The organism is Candidatus Pseudomonas auctus (genome assembly GCF_048654275.1).
In the GTDB taxonomy this organism is placed as follows: domain Bacteria; phylum Pseudomonadota; class Gammaproteobacteria; order Pseudomonadales; family Pseudomonadaceae; genus Aquipseudomonas; species Aquipseudomonas pharyngis.
Genome location: NZ_JBJYZK010000004.1, coordinates 83,443 through 99,653 on the forward strand (window position 1 = coordinate 83,443; position 16,211 = coordinate 99,653).

Consider the following 16,211-nt stretch of genomic DNA (forward strand, 5'->3'; position numbering starts at 1 on the left):
TCCCACATCTGGAATACATTCCCTTGTGGGAGCCAGCCTGCTGGCGATCGGGTTCAGCGCTTATTTAGCGACCTTGCCCAGTACGCGCAGGCGGCTCACACCACCATCCGGGAACACGTTCAGACGGATGTGGGTGATCGGGCCCAGTGCCTTGATCTGCTCGACGAAGGTGTGTTCGGCGTGCATTTCCAGCTTCTGGCTTGGCAGCAGTTCACGCCAGAACAGCGACTGGGTTTCGATCTGGCTGTCGGTGCCGCCCTTGACGAACGCGCCCTGGATCGAGCAGGTGTCCGGGTAGTTGCCCTTGAAGTGCAGGGTGTCGACGATGATTTTTTCGATCTCGCCCGGGTGGCCCAGCGCGACGATCACCCAGTCATTGCCCGGGGTACGACGACGTGCGGTTTCCCAGCCGTCGCCCATGTTGATGCCACGGCCCGGGTTGAGAATGTTGCTCATGCGGCCGAAGTGTTCGTCGGAGCAGGCGAGGGCGCGGCCACCGTTGAGGGCTGCGGCCAGGTCGACTTGCTCGTTGTCGCCAACAGCGGACCAGTCGCGGAACGGAATGCCGTATACGCGCAGACGGGCCACGCCGCCATCCGGGTAGATGTTGAAGCGCAGGTGGCTGAATGCCTTGTCGTTGCTGATTTCGTGGTAGTGGTGGCTGTTGCCCTGCAACTCGACGGCCGACAGTACTTCAGTCCACTGGGTGTTTTCGTCCGGCTCGCCCGACGCCAGGAAGCAGGCTTCCAGCGAGGCCGATGGCGGGAAGTTGCCGGTGAAGAATGAAGTGTCGATGTCCACGCCTTTGATCGAACCCGGTACGCCCAGGCGGATCACCGCGCTGTCGTAGCCTTCGAAGCGCTTGCGGCGGGACTCCCAGCCGTCCATCCACTTGCCGTTGTCATCGAACACGCCCTCCTTCCACACGGCCGGGGTCGGCTGAAACAGACGATTGGCGTCTGCGAACCAGTCATCGGTGACCGAGATGATTTTGGTGCCCAGACGGGCATCGGCCAGGTTGACGAACTTCTCGAAAGGTACGGCGTAAGCTTTCATTCTTCTTGTCTGCCTTTAAATAAGTGGCTGGGGATGCTTGCAAGGCCCTGGGAAACGCAAGCGTTCTAGAGGTTTCTCGGGCCAGGCTTGCTAGAGAGTCAGTAATCGGAACAGGGCGATCTTGTTGATCTCCGCCAGCGCGCATTTGAACTCGGTGTCGACCGGGTTGTGAATGCGCGTTTCGAACGCCGCGAGGATCTGATGCCGGTTGCTGCCTTTTACCGCCATGATGAAGGGAAACTTGAACTTGGCTTTGTAGGCGTCGTTCAGCTCGGTGAAGCGCTGGAACTCTTCGGCCGTGCATTGGTGAATACCGGCGCCAGCCTGTTCATGGGTGCTGGCTTCGGTCAACTCGCCCTGGACGGCAGCTTTGCCGGCCAGGTCCGGGTGAGCGTTGATCAGTGCCAGCTGACTGGCGTGATCGGCGCTCAACAGGATGTCGCTCATGCGCTGGTGCAGGGTTTCGATCTGGTCGATCGACGCATCCTGGCCCAGGTCAAAGGCCTTCTCGGCCACCCATGGCGAATGTTCGTAGATGTCGGCGAAGGCTTTGACGAAGGCGTCGCGGCTCAGGGTCGACGGCTGCAGGGTTTGAAAGGTGCTCATTTGGCAGCCCCTTGGTACGGGTGGGTTTCGTGCCAGTGACGTGCGATGTCGACGCGGCGGCTGAACCACACCTGTTCATGACTTTTAGCGTATTCGATAAAGCGCTTGAGCGAAGCCAGACGCGCCGGACGGCCGATCAGACGGCAGTGCAGACCGATCGACAGCATCTTCGGCGCTTCGGCGCCTTCGGCATAAAGCACGTCGAACGCATCTTTGAGGTATTCGAAGAAATCGTCGCCCTTGTTGAAACCCTGGACCTGGGTGAAGCGCATGTCGTTGGTGTCCAGGGTGTACGGGATCACCAGGTGCGGCTTGCCGGTCGGGTTGTTCGGTTCCCAGTAGGGCAGGTCGTCGTCGTAGGTGTCGCAGTCGTAGAGGAAACCGCCTTCTTCCATCACCAGACGGCGGGTGTTGGGGCCGGTGCGACCGGTGTACCAGCCCAGCGGGCGCTCGCCGGTGAGTTCGGTGAGGATGCGGATCGCTTCGAGCATGTGCTCGCGTTCCTGCGCCTCGTCCATGTACTGGTAGTCGATCCAGCGGTAGCCGTGGCTGCAGATCTCGTGACCGGCCGCGACCATCGCGCGGATCACATCCGGGTGACGCTGGGCGGCCATGGCCACGGCGAAGATGGTCAGCGGAATGTCGAATTCCTTGAACAGTTTCAGGATCCGCCAGACGCCGGCACGGCTGCCATACTCGTAAAGCGATTCCATGCTCATGTTGCGCGCGCCTTGCAGAGGCTGGGCCGCGACCATTTCCGAGAGGAAGGCTTCCGATTCTTTGTCGCCATGCAGGATGTTGCGCTCGCCACCTTCTTCGTAATTGAGTACGAAGGACAGGGCGATCCGGGCATTGCCCGGCCAGTGTGGGTGAGGAGGGTTACTGCCGTAACCGATCAGGTCGCGTGGGTAGTCAGCGCTCACTGCAGTCTTCCTTCTTATTCGTTGACAGATTGTGTGGCGCCTTGAAGATGGGATGGCAGCTGGCGTCACAGCGATGGGCTGATTGTATACAACTTTATTCTCAATTTGTAAGCCTGAATTTTCGCATTTTTCACCGGCCGTCCTCTTTTGCTGATAACGGTGAGAGCCTGCAAGAAATCTGCCTGATCAGTCAGCTAATGGATCAGAGGTTCAATGAATGCATGGTTCGAGGCCTGAGCAGCGGAAAATCGGCGGAGGCTGGGGGTGGGAGGAAAAATGTCGTTTTTATTGTGTACAATTTTTTTGAAAAGTGTCTTAATCAGTCGCTCGCCGCAGCTTTTCGTGCTCCGAAACGGTGCGGTCTCCTTTCAACTGACTTCGGGAGGCGCGAGGTCTGACTGCTCCACGCAGGCAGGCGCGCAGAATCAATGGGACGTTTGACAACACACGTTTTGGACGCTGCACACGGTTGCCCGGGCAGCTCGATCAAGGTCGAGCTGTACCGCGTTGAAGGTTCGCACCTGGAATTGGTCGCCAGCGCGCTTACCAACAGCGATGGCCGGGTCGATGCGCCGCTGCTGCAAGGCGATGACTACCGTACCGGTGTCTATCAGGTTCAGTTCCACGCCGGCGATTACTACCGCGCCCGTGGCGTCCAGTTGCCGGAGCCGGCATTTCTGGACGTGGTGGTGCTGCGGTTCGGCATCTCTGCCGAACAGGATCACTACCACGTGCCGTTGCTGATCTCGCCTTACAGCTATTCCACCTATCGGGGCAGTTGACCCCCAAGCAGCTGCCCCTGCCGGGAAGCGACTGCGCATATAGCTTCTTTGGTCTTTCGCCCGCTCACACTGCGGGCTTTTTTTTGCGTTTCGAACCACCCCCGGCAGGCAGAGTCACGGCTTCAAAGCCTCGCGTCATTGTCCCTGACGATGAAAACGGTATCCGCGTGGGAGGCGAGTATTTGAGATCCACCCTTGAGCCAGATCAACCGGTTTTGTGCATGTGCCTCTCTGACCACCTGTGCTGCCGGCGGGTCGACCAGATGCTCCAGTCGTGCGTCGAAGTTGTTCGGCTCGAGATTCGTCAGCCGATGAATTTTCCGGCCCCTGACGCGATATAGGCTCAGGCAATACACAAAGTCGTGCATCTTCTGGCGAAGAACCAACGTTGGATATACGGTTGCCCTGCTGGGATCGAAAACTTCGTAGCCATTGTGTCGCAGCACGTACGCCATGAAGCGCTTCAGGTCGACCGCTGACTGCGTCAACATGTAATTTCGCCATTGCGGCCGAAACCTCTCCGGATCGAAGTCCAGTCGTTGCAGGGAGCCGTCCGTATTGGGAGTCGGAAGCTCCAGCGTCAGATCGTTGCTGTGGGCGTTGCTGGACGTATGCAGTATCGGCAGCATCAGCAGTGGATCGGCCAGCTCCGGGCGCAGTGCATCGTTGCCCATGCGCCAGTCATTGAAGGTTTGCCTGAGCCGGGTAAGTCCGCTGCCCGTGGCAATGTCGCCGCCATTGGCGAGGACGAACTGGTGTCTGGCCACGTTGCGGACCGTGGTTTGGGACAGTTGTGGAAACCGATTGGCGACATAGTCCGTCAACGGTTGCTGGAAGGGCGGATTCGGGTCGATTTCCCAGTGAAACGCAGGAGGTACGCGGATCGCGCCACGGGGTTGTTGCATGAAATCTCTTCGCAGAACCCGCTCCAGCAGCGCGAAGTCGTAAATCATGTGCTCCGGGTTCTTGATATATACGATCGGATCTCCGGCATCGGTGCCACGCGGCAGCAATTTGTAATGGATTCCGTCGACGATGATGTCGTCTGGCGATCGGTGATGGAGAGGAGGTTCCCATTGTCGCCACGGGTCAGCCCATTGTCCGGATGTGGCAGCGTCCTGCGGCACTGGCACGCGACTGATGAACAGCGTGGAAGGCGCGTCGTCGGTTTCAGCCCTCGAGCGTACGCGCCATTGAAGTGAGCCTTCTATCTGTTCGAGCCGAGGGCCGGAAGGGTTGATTTCACTCGCAAGCCTGGCCCTGAAACCGTTTTCCGCATCGTTGCCGACCAGCACTGTTCCACCTTCCTGGAGATCGACATAGTGCCTCAGCGCCCCGGCTGATCGAATGCCTGATCGTGGATCGGGATCGGGCAGGCGGGTGAGCAGTCTCGGTGGGAGAAAATACTGGTCGATCGGCATGTGGGGAGCGACAGGGGTGATCAACGTGTCAGCGGGGAGGTCGACGATCTCAAGGACACTGTGTTCGGGATATGTATGAACAAACTCGCGCGGGGCGATGGTGGGTGTTGCGTCGATACCGTGATGAGGGGCTGTCGGGGGTGGACGTGAAATGATCGGAATCGTTGAATCGCGGATCCCGACGTTCGATTCCTGTGATGAGGTTGCAGGTTTGGGGCGTGTTGGACGTTTGGGGCTCATGGGATAGGTACTCGCAGAGTCGATTCATGTCTCTCCGGACGGGAGAGGCTGGATGTTCAATGAATCGACTCGGCGAAATGCGGTAGATATGTCTACGCACCGAATCAGATGTTTCCAGGTGTCAGCCGGTGTGCCGGGGTCAGTGGCTGCTCAGCAACGATGCCGCCCCTGCGCCACCAAACAATCCGGCGCTGATGCGGTTGAACCAGCTCTGGCCCTTGCCGCTGCGCAGGTAACGCGCCGCGCCGTGGGCGCCGAGGCCGTAGGTCAGCTTGCACAACAGATCAAGCACCGTCCAGGTCGCGATCATCACCAGCAGTTGTTGCAGAAATGGCTGCTCGGCATTAAGGAACTGCGGCAGGAAGGCGGCAAAGAACAGGATGTCTTTTGGATTGCTTGCACCCAGTACAAAGGCTCGACCGAACAGCGCGCGAAAGCGTGGAGCCGGCGCTGCATTCGGGACTTCGGCCCCGACCGATGGCTGACGCGATTGCTGCCAGCTCTGCCAGGCGAGGTAGAACAGGTACAGGGCGCCGACGATCTTCAATGCGCTGAACAGCTTTTCCGATGCCAGCAGCAGGGCACCCAGGCCCAGAGCCGAAGCGCTGAGCAGGCAGATCGATGCACTCACGCCACCCAGAAAGGCCGGGTAGGAACGGCGTAGACCGTAATTCAGACTGTTGCTGATCATCAGCAACGACAGTGGCCCCGGAATCAGGATCACCACCAGCGCAGCGCCGCTGAACAGCAGCCAGGTTTCCAGACTCATCATGTGCTCCTTTTTATCGTTATCAAGAATGTGCAAAAGCCCCACCCGGTGAGGTGAGGCTGTTTTTAAGCATGAACCGCGTAGTGCTTACAGGAAGATGAACTTGGCGATGAAGATCGCGCAGAGCACCCACAGGCTGACGGAGATTTCCTTGTATTTACCGGTGCCGGCCTTCAGCGCGACATAGGTAATGAAGCCCAGCGCGATACCGTCGGCGACCGAGAAGGTCAGCGGCATCATGATCGCGGTGACGATCGCCGGAATGCTGTCGGTCGCTTCGTCCCATTCGATGTGCGCCATGCCGCCCATCATCAGCATCGCCACATAAATCAGCGCGCCAGCGGTGGCATAGGCGGGAATCATGCCGGCCAGCGGTGCAAAGAACATCGCGGCTATAAATAGCACACCCACGGTGACGGCGGTAAGACCAGTCCGACCACCAGCGGCCACACCGGCTGCACTTTCCACGTAGCTGGTGACGGGAGGGACACCAACTACCGCGCCGAATACGCTGGAGGCGGAGTCGGCTTTCATGGCGCGGGACAGATTTTCGATGCGCCCGTCAGGGTTCACCAGGTTAGCGCGCTGGGCGACGCCCATCAGGGTGCCGGCGGTGTCGAACATGTGCACGAACAGGAAGGCCAGCACCACGCTGATCATGCTGACGTTGAATACGCCGGCGACATTCATGGCCATGAAGGTTGGCGCCAGGCTTGGCGGCGCGGACATGATGCCCTCGTAGTGCACCAGACCAATTCCCCAACCGGCCAGTGTCACGGTGATGATGCTGATGAGGATTGCGCCGAACACTTTGTGATAGCTGAGGATCGCGATCATCAGGAAGCAGATGGCGGCAAGCAGCGGACCGGGTTCACGCAGCGAGCCGAGCTTGATCAGGGTGGCCGGGCTATCGACGACGATGCCGGCGGTTTTCAGGCCGATCAGCCCGAGGAACAGACCCACGCCGGCGCCCATCGCATAGCGCAGGCTGACCGGAATGCTGTTGAGCAGCCATTCGCGAATCCGCGAAAAGGTCAGAATCATGAACAGCACGCCCGAGACGAACACCGCACCGAGGGCGGTTTCCCAGTTGTAGCCCATGGTGCCGACCACGGTGTAGGTGAAAAACGCGTTGAGACCCATGCCCGGCGCCAGGCCCACCGGCCAGTTGGCGTAGAGGCCCATCAGCAGGCAGCCCAGCGCGGCGGCGATACAGGTGGCGACGAAGGCGGCACCGTGATCGATCCCGGCATCGGCCATGATGTTCGGATTGACGAAGATGATGTAGGCCATGGTGATAAAGGTTGTCAGACCGGCAATCAGCTCGGTCTTCACCGTGGTGCCATGCAAGCTGAGTTTGAAGATGCGCTCAAGCAGGCCAGTGCGTAACGGCGGCGAGAGTTCCAGCGTCGATGCTTCGGATTTGCGGCTTTCCACAGCGAGTACTCCTCAAGAGTTTTATTGTTATTTCCAGGACCGGACCCATGAGGGGTGGCAGCGGTCCTTTGAGGCATACGCGAATTTGTTGACCGTGTAGTCAGGAACTCGCACGCTGTGGATTATGCTTTTGTGTACAAATAAAGCAAATATTGTTTTTGGTTTTGTAGACGAAAAGACTGGTGATCGAGCTATATCACTCGGAGGGGCGATTGGTTCCCAGCGCCAGATTCACCGTCAGCCAGCCGTTGACCGCCGTTTCGCCGGCTTCGGCAAAGACGCGTTCAAGCAATTTCACCTGTTCACGACGCAGCGCCTGCTCAAATTTCGCACCTTCGGCGGTCAGCTCCAGCAGGCGTTTACGTTTATCGGTCTCGGACGCCACGCTGTTCACCAGGTGCATTTCCTGCAATTGCCGCAACGGCATGTTCAGCGCCTGCTTGCTGACGCCGAGCAGCGCGAGCAACTCCTTGACGCTCAGGTTCGGATAGCGAGCTATGAAAAACACAATGCGTTGATGCACTCGGGACAGGCCGCGACGCTCGAGCATTTCGTCGGCCTTGGCGGTGAACGCCTGATAGCCGAAGAAGAAGGCTTCCATGGCCTGTTGTTGGCTGGCGCAGTTTTTAAGGTCAAGCATGTTGACGTTTCCGGGTGAGGTGTCGTAATTTCAGTCAACAAGTTTGACTCATTTTTCCCATGCCTCGCTAGCGGTGACTTCCATGGCTTTTTCCGAACGTGTCTCGCGCCTCAAAAGTTCTCTGATCCGTGAAATCCTCGCTGCGGCTCAGCGCCCGGAGGTCATGTCATTCGCAGGTGGTTTACCGGCCGAAGCCATGTTGCCGAAGGTCGAGTGGGCTGAGATGCCAGTTTCTCTCGGCCAGTACGGCATGAGTGAAGGTGAGCCGGCACTGCGCGAAGCGCTGGCGGCAGAGGCGAGGGCGTTGGGTTTACCGTGTGAGGCGAGTCAGGTGCTGGTAGTCAGTGGTTCCCAGCAGACTCTGGACCTGGCGGCCAAGCTGTACATCGACAAGGGCACCGAAATCCTGCTCGAAGCACCGACCTATCTGGCGGCCTTGCAGATTTTTCAGCTGTTCGGCGCCGATTGCCTGACCGTGCCGCTGGAGGCTGATGGCCCGAACCTCGCACAGTTGCGCCAGCGTCTGGAGCAGCACCGCCCGGCGTTCATCTATTTAATTCCGACCTTTCAGAACCCATCGGCCGTGCGCTACAGCGAAGCCAAGCGCGAAGCCGTTGCGACATTGCTCGACGAATTCGGCGTGACCCTGATCGAAGACGAGCCCTACCGCGAGCTGACCTTCGACGGCGGCAGCGCCCAGCCGATTGCCGGACGCCTGAAAAAGTCCAGCTGGATCTACACCGGCACCGTGTCGAAAACCCTGCTGCCAGGCTTGCGCGTCGGCTACCTGATTGCCAGCCCGGACCTGTTCCCGCACCTGCTCAAACTCAAGCAATCGGCGGATCTGCACACCAATCGCATCGGTCAATGGCAGGCGTTGCAGTGGATCGGCAGTGAGCAGTATCAGCAGCACTTGAGTGAATTGCGCAGCTTCTATCGTCAGCGCCGCGACGCCTTTCAAGCGGCGCTGGAAACCCATTTCGCCGATCTGGCGGACTGGAACACGCCGCAGGGCGGGCTGTTTTTCTGGCTGACCCTGAAGCAACCGCTGGACACCCGCACGTTGCTGAACACCGCGCTGGCCAACGATGTGGCGTTCATGCCCGGCGAACCGTTCTTCCCCGATCCGGATCGCAACCCCGGGCATCTGCGGCTGAACTTCAGTCACATCGATCCGGCTCGACTGGACGAAGGGCTCAAACGCCTGGCAGCGGTGGTGCGCCAGGCACAGGCCGCACAGGCGGCATAAAAAAACCGGCCATCAGGCCGGTTTTTTTTGATTCAGACTGCGGCGAACCGCTGGTTCAGATACTCGATGATGGTGTTGGACTCATACATCCAGGTGGTCTGGCCGTTATCTTCGATGCGCAGGCACGGCACTTTGATCTTGCCGCCCTGTTCCAACAGGGTCTGGCGATCCTGCTCGTTGTTCTTCGCATCCTTCAGGGCCACCGGAACGTTCAGGCGACGCAGGCTGCGGCGGGTTTTCACGCAGAACGGGCAGGCGTGGAACTGATACAGGGTCAGGTTCCTGGCGGCGGCATCAACCTGAGCCTGGGCAGCGGCGGGGCGCTGCTTCTTGCCCGGGCGGGTCAGAAAGTCCACGAAAATGATCAGTTGGCCGAGGCCGACACGAAGCGCTTTGACGAACACGTTACAAGCCTCACAGGGAGATTGAAGAAGGCGCGCAGCTTACCCGATTTTTCACGGACGAAAAAAAACCGGCGATCAACGCCGGTTTTTTCTGTCACGCATTACTTGATCAGGCTGAGAAACTCGCTGCGGGTCGCCGCGTTTTCACGGAACTCACCGAGCATCACCGAAGTGATCATCGACGAATTCTGTTTCTCCACACCGCGCATCATCATGCACATGTGCTTGGCCTCGATCACTACGGCCACGCCCAGCGCGCCGGTGACTTGCTGGACCGCATCGGCGATCTGGCGGCTGAGGTTTTCCTGAATCTGCAGGCGGCGGGCGTACATGTCGACGATCCGCGCGACCTTCGACAGGCCCAGCACTTTGCCGCTCGGGATGTACGCGACGTGGGCCTTGCCGATGAACGGCAGCAGGTGGTGTTCGCACAACGAGTACAGCTCGATGTCCTTGACCAGCACCATTTCGCTGTTGTCGGAGCTGAACAGGGCACCGTTGGTGACCTCTTCGAGCGTCTGTTCATAACCGCGGCAGAGGTACTGCATGGCTTTGGCGGCACGCTTTGGCGTGTCGAGCAGGCCCTCGCGGGAGACGTCCTCGCCCAGTTGGCCGAGAATCGCGGTGTAATTCTGTTCCAGGGACATGAAACTACCTGTGGGGATTTTCGCAAAGGGCAAGGGTACGGTGGCGGACACGACCCTGCAAGTTCGGTGTGACGGGATTATTCGTCGCGGCCTTCCATCATGGTGCGTTTGAGCATCACATACACGGCGCCGGCGCCGCCATGTTTCGCCTGGCACGAGCAGAAACCCAGCACTTGCGCATGCTGGCGCAGCCAGGTGTTGACGTGGCTTTTGATCATCGGACGCTTGCCATCCAGACGCACAGCCTTGCCGTGAGTAACGCGCACGCAGCGGATTTCGAATTTGGTCGCTTCGGCGAGAAACGCCCAGAGGGTTTCGCGGGCTTTTTCTACGCTCATGCCGTGCAGGTCGAGGCTGCCTTCGAACGGGATCTGTCCGATCTTGAGCTTGCGCATCTGGCTTTCCTGCACGCCGTCGCGGGCCCACATCAGCTCGTCTTCGGGACCTACGTCAATCACGAACTGATCGGACAGGCCGTCAACGGTGGTGGTGTCGGTGCGCACGGTGGCGGACTGGCGCAGCTTGGCGATCCGGTCTCGGTCAGCCTTGGGTTTGCCGGTGTCGGCGCGGTCGTGCTTGATCGGCTTGACGCCTTGGATCGCACTTTTGAACAGGGAAAAATCGTCGTCTTGCATGTCAGCCTCCGCGAAGGGCGGCCAGTTTACCCAAACAGACACAAAACGGCCCGGCAAAAAGCCAGGCCGTCGATCAATCGTGTTTTTTCATCAGGTGCGGGGACATGTTCAATTCCCGCGATTGCCGTGCGCGACGCCGGCAACGACGCCACAGGGCCACGCCGAAATACAGGAACAGCAGGCCGACTGCGAGAATGATCGCCGAGCCGAGCGGTGTTGCGTTCAGGTCGCCGAGCGCCGGTGGGCGCCCCAGCAGGCTGGCGGCCCCGGCCATCGCCAGCAGCACGCCGAACGTCGCCAGTATGGCCGCGATCGCCGCGCCGAATCGAAATCGCCAGTTGCTTTGGCCTTTGGGCCGCAAGCGGCGTGCGTCAAATCCATCGGATAACTTCATTCCGACCTTCCTCAATGGGTATCGGCCCTTCGACCGGGAGTTGACCGGGTTGTTCCTGAGGCTAGGGTAATTGAAGCAAATGCGAGGTTTTTGCAGATGAGCGGCGGGCTGAGCCGCTCATTTACGGAAGATCAGATCAGATCCTGGGTCAGGGCGAGAGTAGCGAAGTTGTCAGCCATGATCGCCATTTCCGCTTCCTGCACCTGTTCGGCGCTGAGCACGCGGCCCTTGAATGGCAGATCGCGGGTGGCACAGGCATCTTCGACCAGGGTGCAGCGGAAACCCAGGTTCTTCGCCGCGCGCACGGTGGTGCTGACGCTGGAGTGACTCATGAAACCGCAGACGATCAGGTCCAGCGAGCCGATGGTTTGCAGACGATCGTAGAGTTCGGTGCCGTGAAAGGCGCTCGGCAGCAACTTGCCGATGATGGTTTCATCGCCCTGGGGTTCCAGGCCGGGGATGAACTCGCCGCGCTCGCCCTGCGGGTCGAACAGACCGCCGACGGTGCCGAGGTGGCGCACATGCACGATCGGCCGGCCGGCCGCGCGGGCGGCGGCAACCAGTTGTTTGATGTTCGCGACAGCCGCGTCCATGCCGCTCAGGGCCAGCGGGCCGCTGAGGTACTCTTTCTGGGCATCGATGATGACCACGGTGGCATGGCTCAACGTGGCCGCTGCGTAACCGCGACCGCTGAGTTGAAACATCGTTTTTGGAACGGACATTCTGGGGCTCCTTCGGGTGGGGCTTTTGCGACATTGTCCTCTGGCTGAGCGGTTCTGTGAATCGCTACCATCGTAGACACCGTCGTTGCTGGCCTACAGCCTTGTCAAGTTACACGATCTGTTCAATAGCCGAGGGGAAAATCGGAAGCGTCCTACCGTCGCCCCGGAATCTTTCCTGCGTCGTCGCGGCGCGTTTTGGCTGCTAGAATCGCCAGTCGTTTTTTCTGGAGTTCTGCCCCGTGATCACTTCCCGACTTCGTACCCTGCGCGACCACATTCGTTGGGCCGTCAGCCGCTTTCATGGGGAGGATCTGTTTTTCGGCCATGGCACCGACAATGCCTGGGACGAAGCCCGGCAGCTAGTGCTCGGTGCCTTGCACCTGCCATGGGAAATCGCCGACAGCTATCTGGATTGCGCGCTGGAAGACGACGAGCTGGTCAATCTTCAGCGCCTGCTCAAGCGTCGCATCGAAGAACGCATTCCGACCGCTTACCTGCTGGGCGAAGCCTGGTTCTGCGGCATGTCGTTCATCGTCGATGAGCGCGTGCTGATCCCGCGTTCGCCGATTGGCGAGCTGATCGAAAACCGTTTTGCCCCATGGATCGGTGACGAGCCGGCGCGGATTCTCGACCTGTGCACCGGCTCCGGCTGCATCGGCATCGCCTGCGCCTACGAGTTCCAGAACGCTGAAGTGGTGCTGGCGGACCTGTCGTTCGAAGCGCTGGAAGTGGCGAACCAGAACATCGAGCGTCATGGCGTCGATGAGCGTGTGTTCACCGTGCAGGGCGATGGTTTCGATGGCCTGCCGGGTCAACGTTTCGACCTGATCGTGTCGAACCCGCCCTACGTCGATGCGGAAGATTTCGCCGACATGCCGGACGAATACCAGCACGAGCCGGAACTGGGCCTGGCCTGCGGCGACGACGGTTTGAACCTGGTGCGCCGGATGCTCGCCGAAGCGGCGGATCACCTGACCGAGAAGGGTTTGCTGATTGTCGAGGTGGGCAACAGCCAGGTCCACGTCGAGGCGCTGTACCCGGAAGTCGATTTCGCCTGGCTGGAGTTCCAGCGCGGCGGGCATGGCGTGTTCATGCTGACCGCCGAACAGTGCCGCGCCCATCAGGCACTGTTCGCTTCCCGCGTCTGACCTGAACCGATCGTTCCCACCTCGGTGGGAACGATCATGGTCTTAGCGGTGCGTTGCAATCCAGATCAACAACCCAGCCTGAAACACCGCAAACGCCACCAGACAGGTAATGGTGAAGCGCAACCCGGCATCTTCGCGCTTGAACTTGCTGACCTTGTCTTCCTGCTTCTTCAGCTTCACTTCCTGCTCGGCCAGATTCTGCTCGGCCTGCTGCAACATCTGCGCAGCTTCAAGAATTTCGACGATCTGCAGCTTTTCGCTGTTCCAGTCACCCAGCAGGTCGCCGACCTTCACTTCCTTGACGCTGCCCTTCAAATGCTGGGCATCGGCGTAAACCACATCAAAGCCGTGCACCCGCAAAAAGTGATCGCGGCGCAGGCGAGTGTCCTCGTTCAGCGCGTCCTTGTTGTTCAAGTCCATGCCGTCGACGGTGTAGGTGGGCCAGCGTTTTTTTGCCCAGTTGATGCCCTGGGCAGCCATGAAACGGCCGATGCCACGGTTCATCGGTTCGATCTGCAGACCGCTGTCCGGGCCGAAATGCACGCGTTTGGTCGTGTGATCGACCCACACGTCCAGATGATTCTGTTCTTTGCGCACACGCTGAGCAGGCAACTTGATCGCCATGCGCATCAGGCTGTGTTCTTTGCCGTTGCGCTCGGCGTATCCGAATTCAACGAAGCGCAGCGGCCGTCCGCCGGTATTGCGGTCAGTCTGCAACGGCGCCAGGCGGAGCATCTTGTGGTGCTCGACGTGGACATCCGCCCATGGCAGCTCGACCGCTGGCGGTGCGTCTTTTTCAGCGGTGGTGTCGGGTGAAGTCTGGGTATCAGTCATAACGGCGAGATCCTGTCCAAGCTGCTTGCCGCCAGCCAGTACGCTGGCGACAAAGGCTTATCGGCCGTTTTCTACAGGACTAGAGGGTAAAAAGAGCTCAACGGGTGCGAAGTCCGTCAATAAATTCAAGAACGCGTGTCCCCAGTTCCGCCGCCAGGGGCAAATTCGGATCCTTGTAGGAGGCCAATTGCCGCTTCACGTCATTGGGCACGATGCGCAACACGTGGTTCATGCCTTCGATCAGCGCCAGTTGCGCATCCGGTTTGGCGGCCTTGAGCAATTTCGCATCATCGACCTGGACCTGAATGTCGTTGCTGCCTTGCACGATCAGCGCCGGCATTTGCAGTTGAGTGAAGGCCGCCGCCGGATCCTGACGGAACAGCGAAATCAGATACGGTTGCACACTCGGACGGAAAATCACCTGTAAGGGCGCCGGCACATTGTCGTCGGTGCGCCCGGCCTTGAGGCTGTCGAGCAATTCGTTGCTGCGCAGCATCAAAGGAGGAGGGAGGCTGCGGGCCAGTTGGCGGCGCAGTACCTGATCAATGGGCCGGGCTGTGCCAGAGAGGGAGATCACCGCGGCGGCGTCCACCTTCGGCGCCGCCAGGCTGGCGATCAATGCACCTTCGCTGTGGCCCAGCAAAATCAACGGACCGAAGCGCGGATCGGCTTTCAGTTTCTGCCCCCAGGCTACAGCGTCCGCCACGTAGGCTTCCACCGACAGGTTTCGCTCGTCCGGGGTTGCCGCCAGGCTGGCGGCCACGCCGCGCTTGTCGAAACGCACACTGGCGATGTTGTGTTTGGCCAGCACCCAGGCCAGTCGCTTGAGGCTGTCATTGCGTCCACCGTCGGGGTTGTTTCCGTCACGATCGGTAGGACCCGAGCCAGAAAGGATCAGGACAACCGGCACGGGGTTGTCGGATTTGGGCAGCAACAGCGAGCCGAAAAGTTCGCCGTTGTCAGTCGTCAACGTGACCGGACGTTGCAGGACAGTCGCCTGGACGAAGCCGGTAAACAGGGAAAGGCTCAAGATCAAAACTCGCAGCATCATCACGCCATCATTTGCCAAGGTGCCGGTTGGACTCACCCACACCGCTAAGGTTCGAGGATGAACTACTCGGTTAGCCTGCGTATACTGGCGCGCATCACGAATCTGGGTTCGATTTAACGGAGCGTCCTGCATGTCCGGCAATACCTACGGCAAGCTGTTCACTGTCACCACCGCGGGCGAAAGCCATGGTCCGGCGTTGGTCGCCATTGTCGACGGCTGCCCGCCGGGCCTGGAGATTTCCCTTGAAGACCTGCAACGCGACCTTGACCGTCGCAAGCCGGGCACCAGCCGCCACACCACCCAGCGCCAGGAAGCCGACGAAGTCGAGATCCTCTCCGGGGTGTTCGAGGGCCGCACCACCGGTTGCTCCATCGGTCTGCTGATCCGCAACACCGACCAGAAGTCCAAGGACTACTCGGCGATCAAGGACCTGTTCCGCCCGGCCCACGCCGACTACACCTACCACCACAAATACGGCGAGCGCGATTATCGCGGCGGCGGTCGCAGCTCCGCGCGGGAAACCGCCATGCGCGTCGCGGCCGGCGCCATCGCCAAGAAATACCTGGCCAGCCAGGGCATCGTCATTCGCGGCTACATGAGCCAGCTCGGCCCGATCGAAATTCCGTTCAAGACCTGGGAATCGGTCGAGCAGAACGCCTTCTTCAGCCCGGATCCGGACAAAGTGCCGGAGCTGGAAGCCTACATGGACCAGCTGCGTCGCGATCAGGACTCCGTCGGCGCCAGGATCACCGTGGTTGCCGAAGGCGTGATGCCGGGCCTGGGCGAGCCGATCTTCGACCGTCTCGACGCCGAACTGGCCCATGCGCTGATGAGCATCAACGCGGTCAAAGGCGTGGAAATCGGCGCCGGTTTTGCCTGCGTCGCCCAGCGTGGCACCGAGCACCGCGATGAAATGACTCCGGAAGGTTTCCTCAGCAACAACGCTGGCGGCATCCTTGGCGGGATCTCCTCGGGGCAGCCGATCGTCGCGCATCTGGCGTTGAAGCCCACTTCGAGCATCACCACCCCGGGCCGTTCGATCGACATCGAAGGCAACCCGGTCGATGTCATTACCAAGGGCCGTCACGACCCATGTGTCGGTATCCGCGCCACGCCGATTGCCGAGGCGATGATGGCCATCGTGTTGATGGATCACCTGCTGCGCCACCGTGGCCAGAACGCCGATGTGCGCGTGAGCACCCCGGTGCTGGGTCAGCTTTGATGGGTGATCTCAAAGCCGCCGCGGTCTGACC

The 16,211-nt window shown here is 60.0% G+C and carries 18 protein-coding genes; 4 read left to right on the forward strand and 14 right to left on the reverse strand.

Features of this window, described 5'->3' with window-relative positions:
- Nucleotides 1-60 precede the first annotated feature (60 nt).
- From alc to puuE, 3 genes are all read right to left on the reverse strand, one after another.
- Nucleotides 61-1,056 (reverse strand): allantoicase, encoded by a 996-nt coding sequence (gene alc / locus ACKUG4_RS09455; protein ID WP_007960036.1) that lies wholly within the window; start codon nucleotides 1,054-1,056, stop codon nucleotides 61-63.
- A 90-nt stretch (nucleotides 1,057-1,146) separates the two neighbouring features.
- Complete coding sequence (gene uraD / locus ACKUG4_RS09460; protein WP_064594598.1) at nucleotides 1,147-1,662, reverse strand: 2-oxo-4-hydroxy-4-carboxy-5-ureidoimidazoline decarboxylase; 516 nt, start codon at nucleotides 1,660-1,662, stop codon at nucleotides 1,147-1,149.
- Nucleotides 1,659-2,585, reverse strand: coding sequence for an allantoinase PuuE (puuE, locus tag ACKUG4_RS09465; RefSeq protein WP_064594599.1), 927 nt, complete (start codon nucleotides 2,583-2,585; stop codon nucleotides 1,659-1,661). The genes uraD and puuE overlap by 4 nt, the downstream gene beginning before the upstream one ends.
- A gap of 428 nt (nucleotides 2,586-3,013) precedes the next feature.
- Between puuE and uraH the strand changes: the two genes are divergently transcribed.
- Complete coding sequence (gene uraH, locus ACKUG4_RS09470) at nucleotides 3,014-3,367, forward strand: hydroxyisourate hydrolase (protein ID WP_011333195.1); 354 nt, start codon at nucleotides 3,014-3,016, stop codon at nucleotides 3,365-3,367.
- A gap of 122 nt (nucleotides 3,368-3,489) precedes the next feature.
- Here uraH and ACKUG4_RS09475 read toward each other — a convergent pair whose 3' ends face one another.
- The 4 genes from ACKUG4_RS09475 to ACKUG4_RS09490 form a co-directional block, all read right to left on the reverse strand.
- Entirely contained in the window at nucleotides 3,490-5,028 is a 1,539-nt protein-coding gene (locus ACKUG4_RS09475; RefSeq protein ID WP_236190987.1) for a hypothetical protein, read from the reverse strand.
- 139 nt (nucleotides 5,029-5,167) lie between these two features.
- A complete protein-coding gene (locus ACKUG4_RS09480; RefSeq protein ID WP_085649368.1) occupies nucleotides 5,168-5,797 on the reverse strand; it encodes a LysE family translocator in 630 nt (209 codons plus the stop codon).
- An 87-nt stretch (nucleotides 5,798-5,884) separates the two neighbouring features.
- Nucleotides 5,885-7,234 carry an NCS2 family permease gene (locus ACKUG4_RS09485; RefSeq protein ID WP_064594610.1) on the reverse strand — a complete coding sequence of 450 codons (1,350 nt, stop codon included), beginning with the start codon at nucleotides 7,232-7,234 and terminating at the stop codon, nucleotides 5,885-5,887.
- A 196-nt stretch (nucleotides 7,235-7,430) separates the two neighbouring features.
- Nucleotides 7,431-7,874: a MarR family winged helix-turn-helix transcriptional regulator gene (locus ACKUG4_RS09490; RefSeq protein WP_445433882.1), complete on the reverse strand. Its 444-nt coding sequence runs from the start codon at nucleotides 7,872-7,874 to the stop codon at nucleotides 7,431-7,433.
- A gap of 82 nt (nucleotides 7,875-7,956) precedes the next feature.
- Between ACKUG4_RS09490 and ACKUG4_RS09495 the strand changes: the two genes are divergently transcribed.
- Nucleotides 7,957-9,123 (forward strand): aminotransferase-like domain-containing protein, encoded by a 1,167-nt coding sequence (locus ACKUG4_RS09495; protein ID WP_236190985.1) that lies wholly within the window; start codon nucleotides 7,957-7,959, stop codon nucleotides 9,121-9,123.
- 32 nt (nucleotides 9,124-9,155) lie between these two features.
- Here the strand turns inward: ACKUG4_RS09495 and ACKUG4_RS09500 are convergent, their stop codons facing one another.
- From ACKUG4_RS09500 to ACKUG4_RS09520, 5 genes are all read right to left on the reverse strand, one after another.
- Nucleotides 9,156-9,527 carry a glutaredoxin family protein gene (locus ACKUG4_RS09500; protein WP_445433883.1) on the reverse strand — a complete coding sequence of 124 codons (372 nt, stop codon included), beginning with the start codon at nucleotides 9,525-9,527 and terminating at the stop codon, nucleotides 9,156-9,158.
- Nucleotides 9,528-9,628: 101 nt separating this feature from the next.
- Nucleotides 9,629-10,174: a GTP cyclohydrolase I FolE gene (gene folE, locus ACKUG4_RS09505; protein WP_003204506.1), complete on the reverse strand. Its 546-nt coding sequence runs from the start codon at nucleotides 10,172-10,174 to the stop codon at nucleotides 9,629-9,631.
- A 77-nt stretch (nucleotides 10,175-10,251) separates the two neighbouring features.
- Entirely contained in the window at nucleotides 10,252-10,809 is a 558-nt protein-coding gene (locus ACKUG4_RS09510) for a Smr/MutS family protein (protein WP_039769915.1), read from the reverse strand.
- 73 nt (nucleotides 10,810-10,882) lie between these two features.
- Nucleotides 10,883-11,203, reverse strand: coding sequence for a hypothetical protein (locus tag ACKUG4_RS09515; protein ID WP_007960009.1), 321 nt, complete (start codon nucleotides 11,201-11,203; stop codon nucleotides 10,883-10,885).
- A gap of 131 nt (nucleotides 11,204-11,334) precedes the next feature.
- Nucleotides 11,335-11,925 carry a cysteine hydrolase family protein gene (locus ACKUG4_RS09520; protein ID WP_011333204.1) on the reverse strand — a complete coding sequence of 197 codons (591 nt, stop codon included), beginning with the start codon at nucleotides 11,923-11,925 and terminating at the stop codon, nucleotides 11,335-11,337.
- Between the two features lie 239 nt (nucleotides 11,926-12,164).
- Here ACKUG4_RS09520 and prmB point away from each other — a divergent pair, with 239 nt between their 5' ends.
- Nucleotides 12,165-13,073 (forward strand): 50S ribosomal protein L3 N(5)-glutamine methyltransferase, encoded by a 909-nt coding sequence (gene prmB / locus ACKUG4_RS09525; RefSeq protein ID WP_064594620.1) that lies wholly within the window; start codon nucleotides 12,165-12,167, stop codon nucleotides 13,071-13,073.
- A gap of 42 nt (nucleotides 13,074-13,115) precedes the next feature.
- Here the strand turns inward: prmB and ACKUG4_RS09530 are convergent, their stop codons facing one another.
- On the reverse strand, nucleotides 13,116-13,907 hold the full coding sequence (locus ACKUG4_RS09530) for a hypothetical protein (protein ID WP_085649374.1): 792 nt from the start codon (nucleotides 13,905-13,907) through the stop codon (nucleotides 13,116-13,118).
- 97 nt (nucleotides 13,908-14,004) lie between these two features.
- Nucleotides 14,005-14,958 (reverse strand): alpha/beta hydrolase, encoded by a 954-nt coding sequence (locus tag ACKUG4_RS09535; protein ID WP_445434028.1) that lies wholly within the window; start codon nucleotides 14,956-14,958, stop codon nucleotides 14,005-14,007.
- Nucleotides 14,959-15,088: 130 nt separating this feature from the next.
- On the opposite strand from ACKUG4_RS09535, the gene aroC reads away from it, so the two are divergent.
- Complete coding sequence (gene aroC, locus ACKUG4_RS09540) at nucleotides 15,089-16,180, forward strand: chorismate synthase (RefSeq protein WP_085613490.1); 1,092 nt, start codon at nucleotides 15,089-15,091, stop codon at nucleotides 16,178-16,180.
- The last annotated feature ends 31 nt before the right edge of the window (nucleotides 16,181-16,211 follow it).

What these genes read in the sequence shown, in the direction of transcription:
- uraH (WP_011333195.1), top strand. Translation starts at nt 3,014, where the DNA reads ATGGGACGTTTGACAACACACGTTTTGGACGCTGCACACGGTTGCCCG.
- ACKUG4_RS09495 (WP_236190985.1), top strand. Translation starts at nt 7,957, where the DNA reads ATGGCTTTTTCCGAACGTGTCTCGCGCCTCAAAAGTTCTCTGATCCGT.
- uraD (WP_064594598.1), bottom strand. Translation starts at nt 1,662, where the DNA reads ATGAGCACCTTTCAAACCCTGCAGCCGTCGACCCTGAGCCGCGACGCC.
- alc (WP_007960036.1), bottom strand. Translation starts at nt 1,056, where the DNA reads ATGAAAGCTTACGCCGTACCTTTCGAGAAGTTCGTCAACCTGGCCGAT.
- aroC (WP_085613490.1), top strand. Translation starts at nt 15,089, where the DNA reads ATGTCCGGCAATACCTACGGCAAGCTGTTCACTGTCACCACCGCGGGC.
- ACKUG4_RS09490 (WP_445433882.1), bottom strand. Translation starts at nt 7,874, where the DNA reads ATGCTTGACCTTAAAAACTGCGCCAGCCAACAACAGGCCATGGAAGCC.
- ACKUG4_RS09530 (WP_085649374.1), bottom strand. Translation starts at nt 13,907, where the DNA reads ATGACTGATACCCAGACTTCACCCGACACCACCGCTGAAAAAGACGCA.
- folE (WP_003204506.1), bottom strand. Translation starts at nt 10,174, where the DNA reads ATGTCCCTGGAACAGAATTACACCGCGATTCTCGGCCAACTGGGCGAG.
- ACKUG4_RS09480 (WP_085649368.1), bottom strand. Translation starts at nt 5,797, where the DNA reads ATGAGTCTGGAAACCTGGCTGCTGTTCAGCGGCGCTGCGCTGGTGGTG.
- ACKUG4_RS09475 (WP_236190987.1), bottom strand. Translation starts at nt 5,028, where the DNA reads ATGAGCCCCAAACGTCCAACACGCCCCAAACCTGCAACCTCATCACAG.
- ACKUG4_RS09510 (WP_039769915.1), bottom strand. Translation starts at nt 10,809, where the DNA reads ATGCAAGACGACGATTTTTCCCTGTTCAAAAGTGCGATCCAAGGCGTC.
- ACKUG4_RS09520 (WP_011333204.1), bottom strand. Translation starts at nt 11,925, where the DNA reads ATGTCCGTTCCAAAAACGATGTTTCAACTCAGCGGTCGCGGTTACGCA.
- ACKUG4_RS09535 (WP_445434028.1), bottom strand. Translation starts at nt 14,958, where the DNA reads ATGATGCTGCGAGTTTTGATCTTGAGCCTTTCCCTGTTTACCGGCTTC.
- ACKUG4_RS09515 (WP_007960009.1), bottom strand. Translation starts at nt 11,203, where the DNA reads ATGAAGTTATCCGATGGATTTGACGCACGCCGCTTGCGGCCCAAAGGC.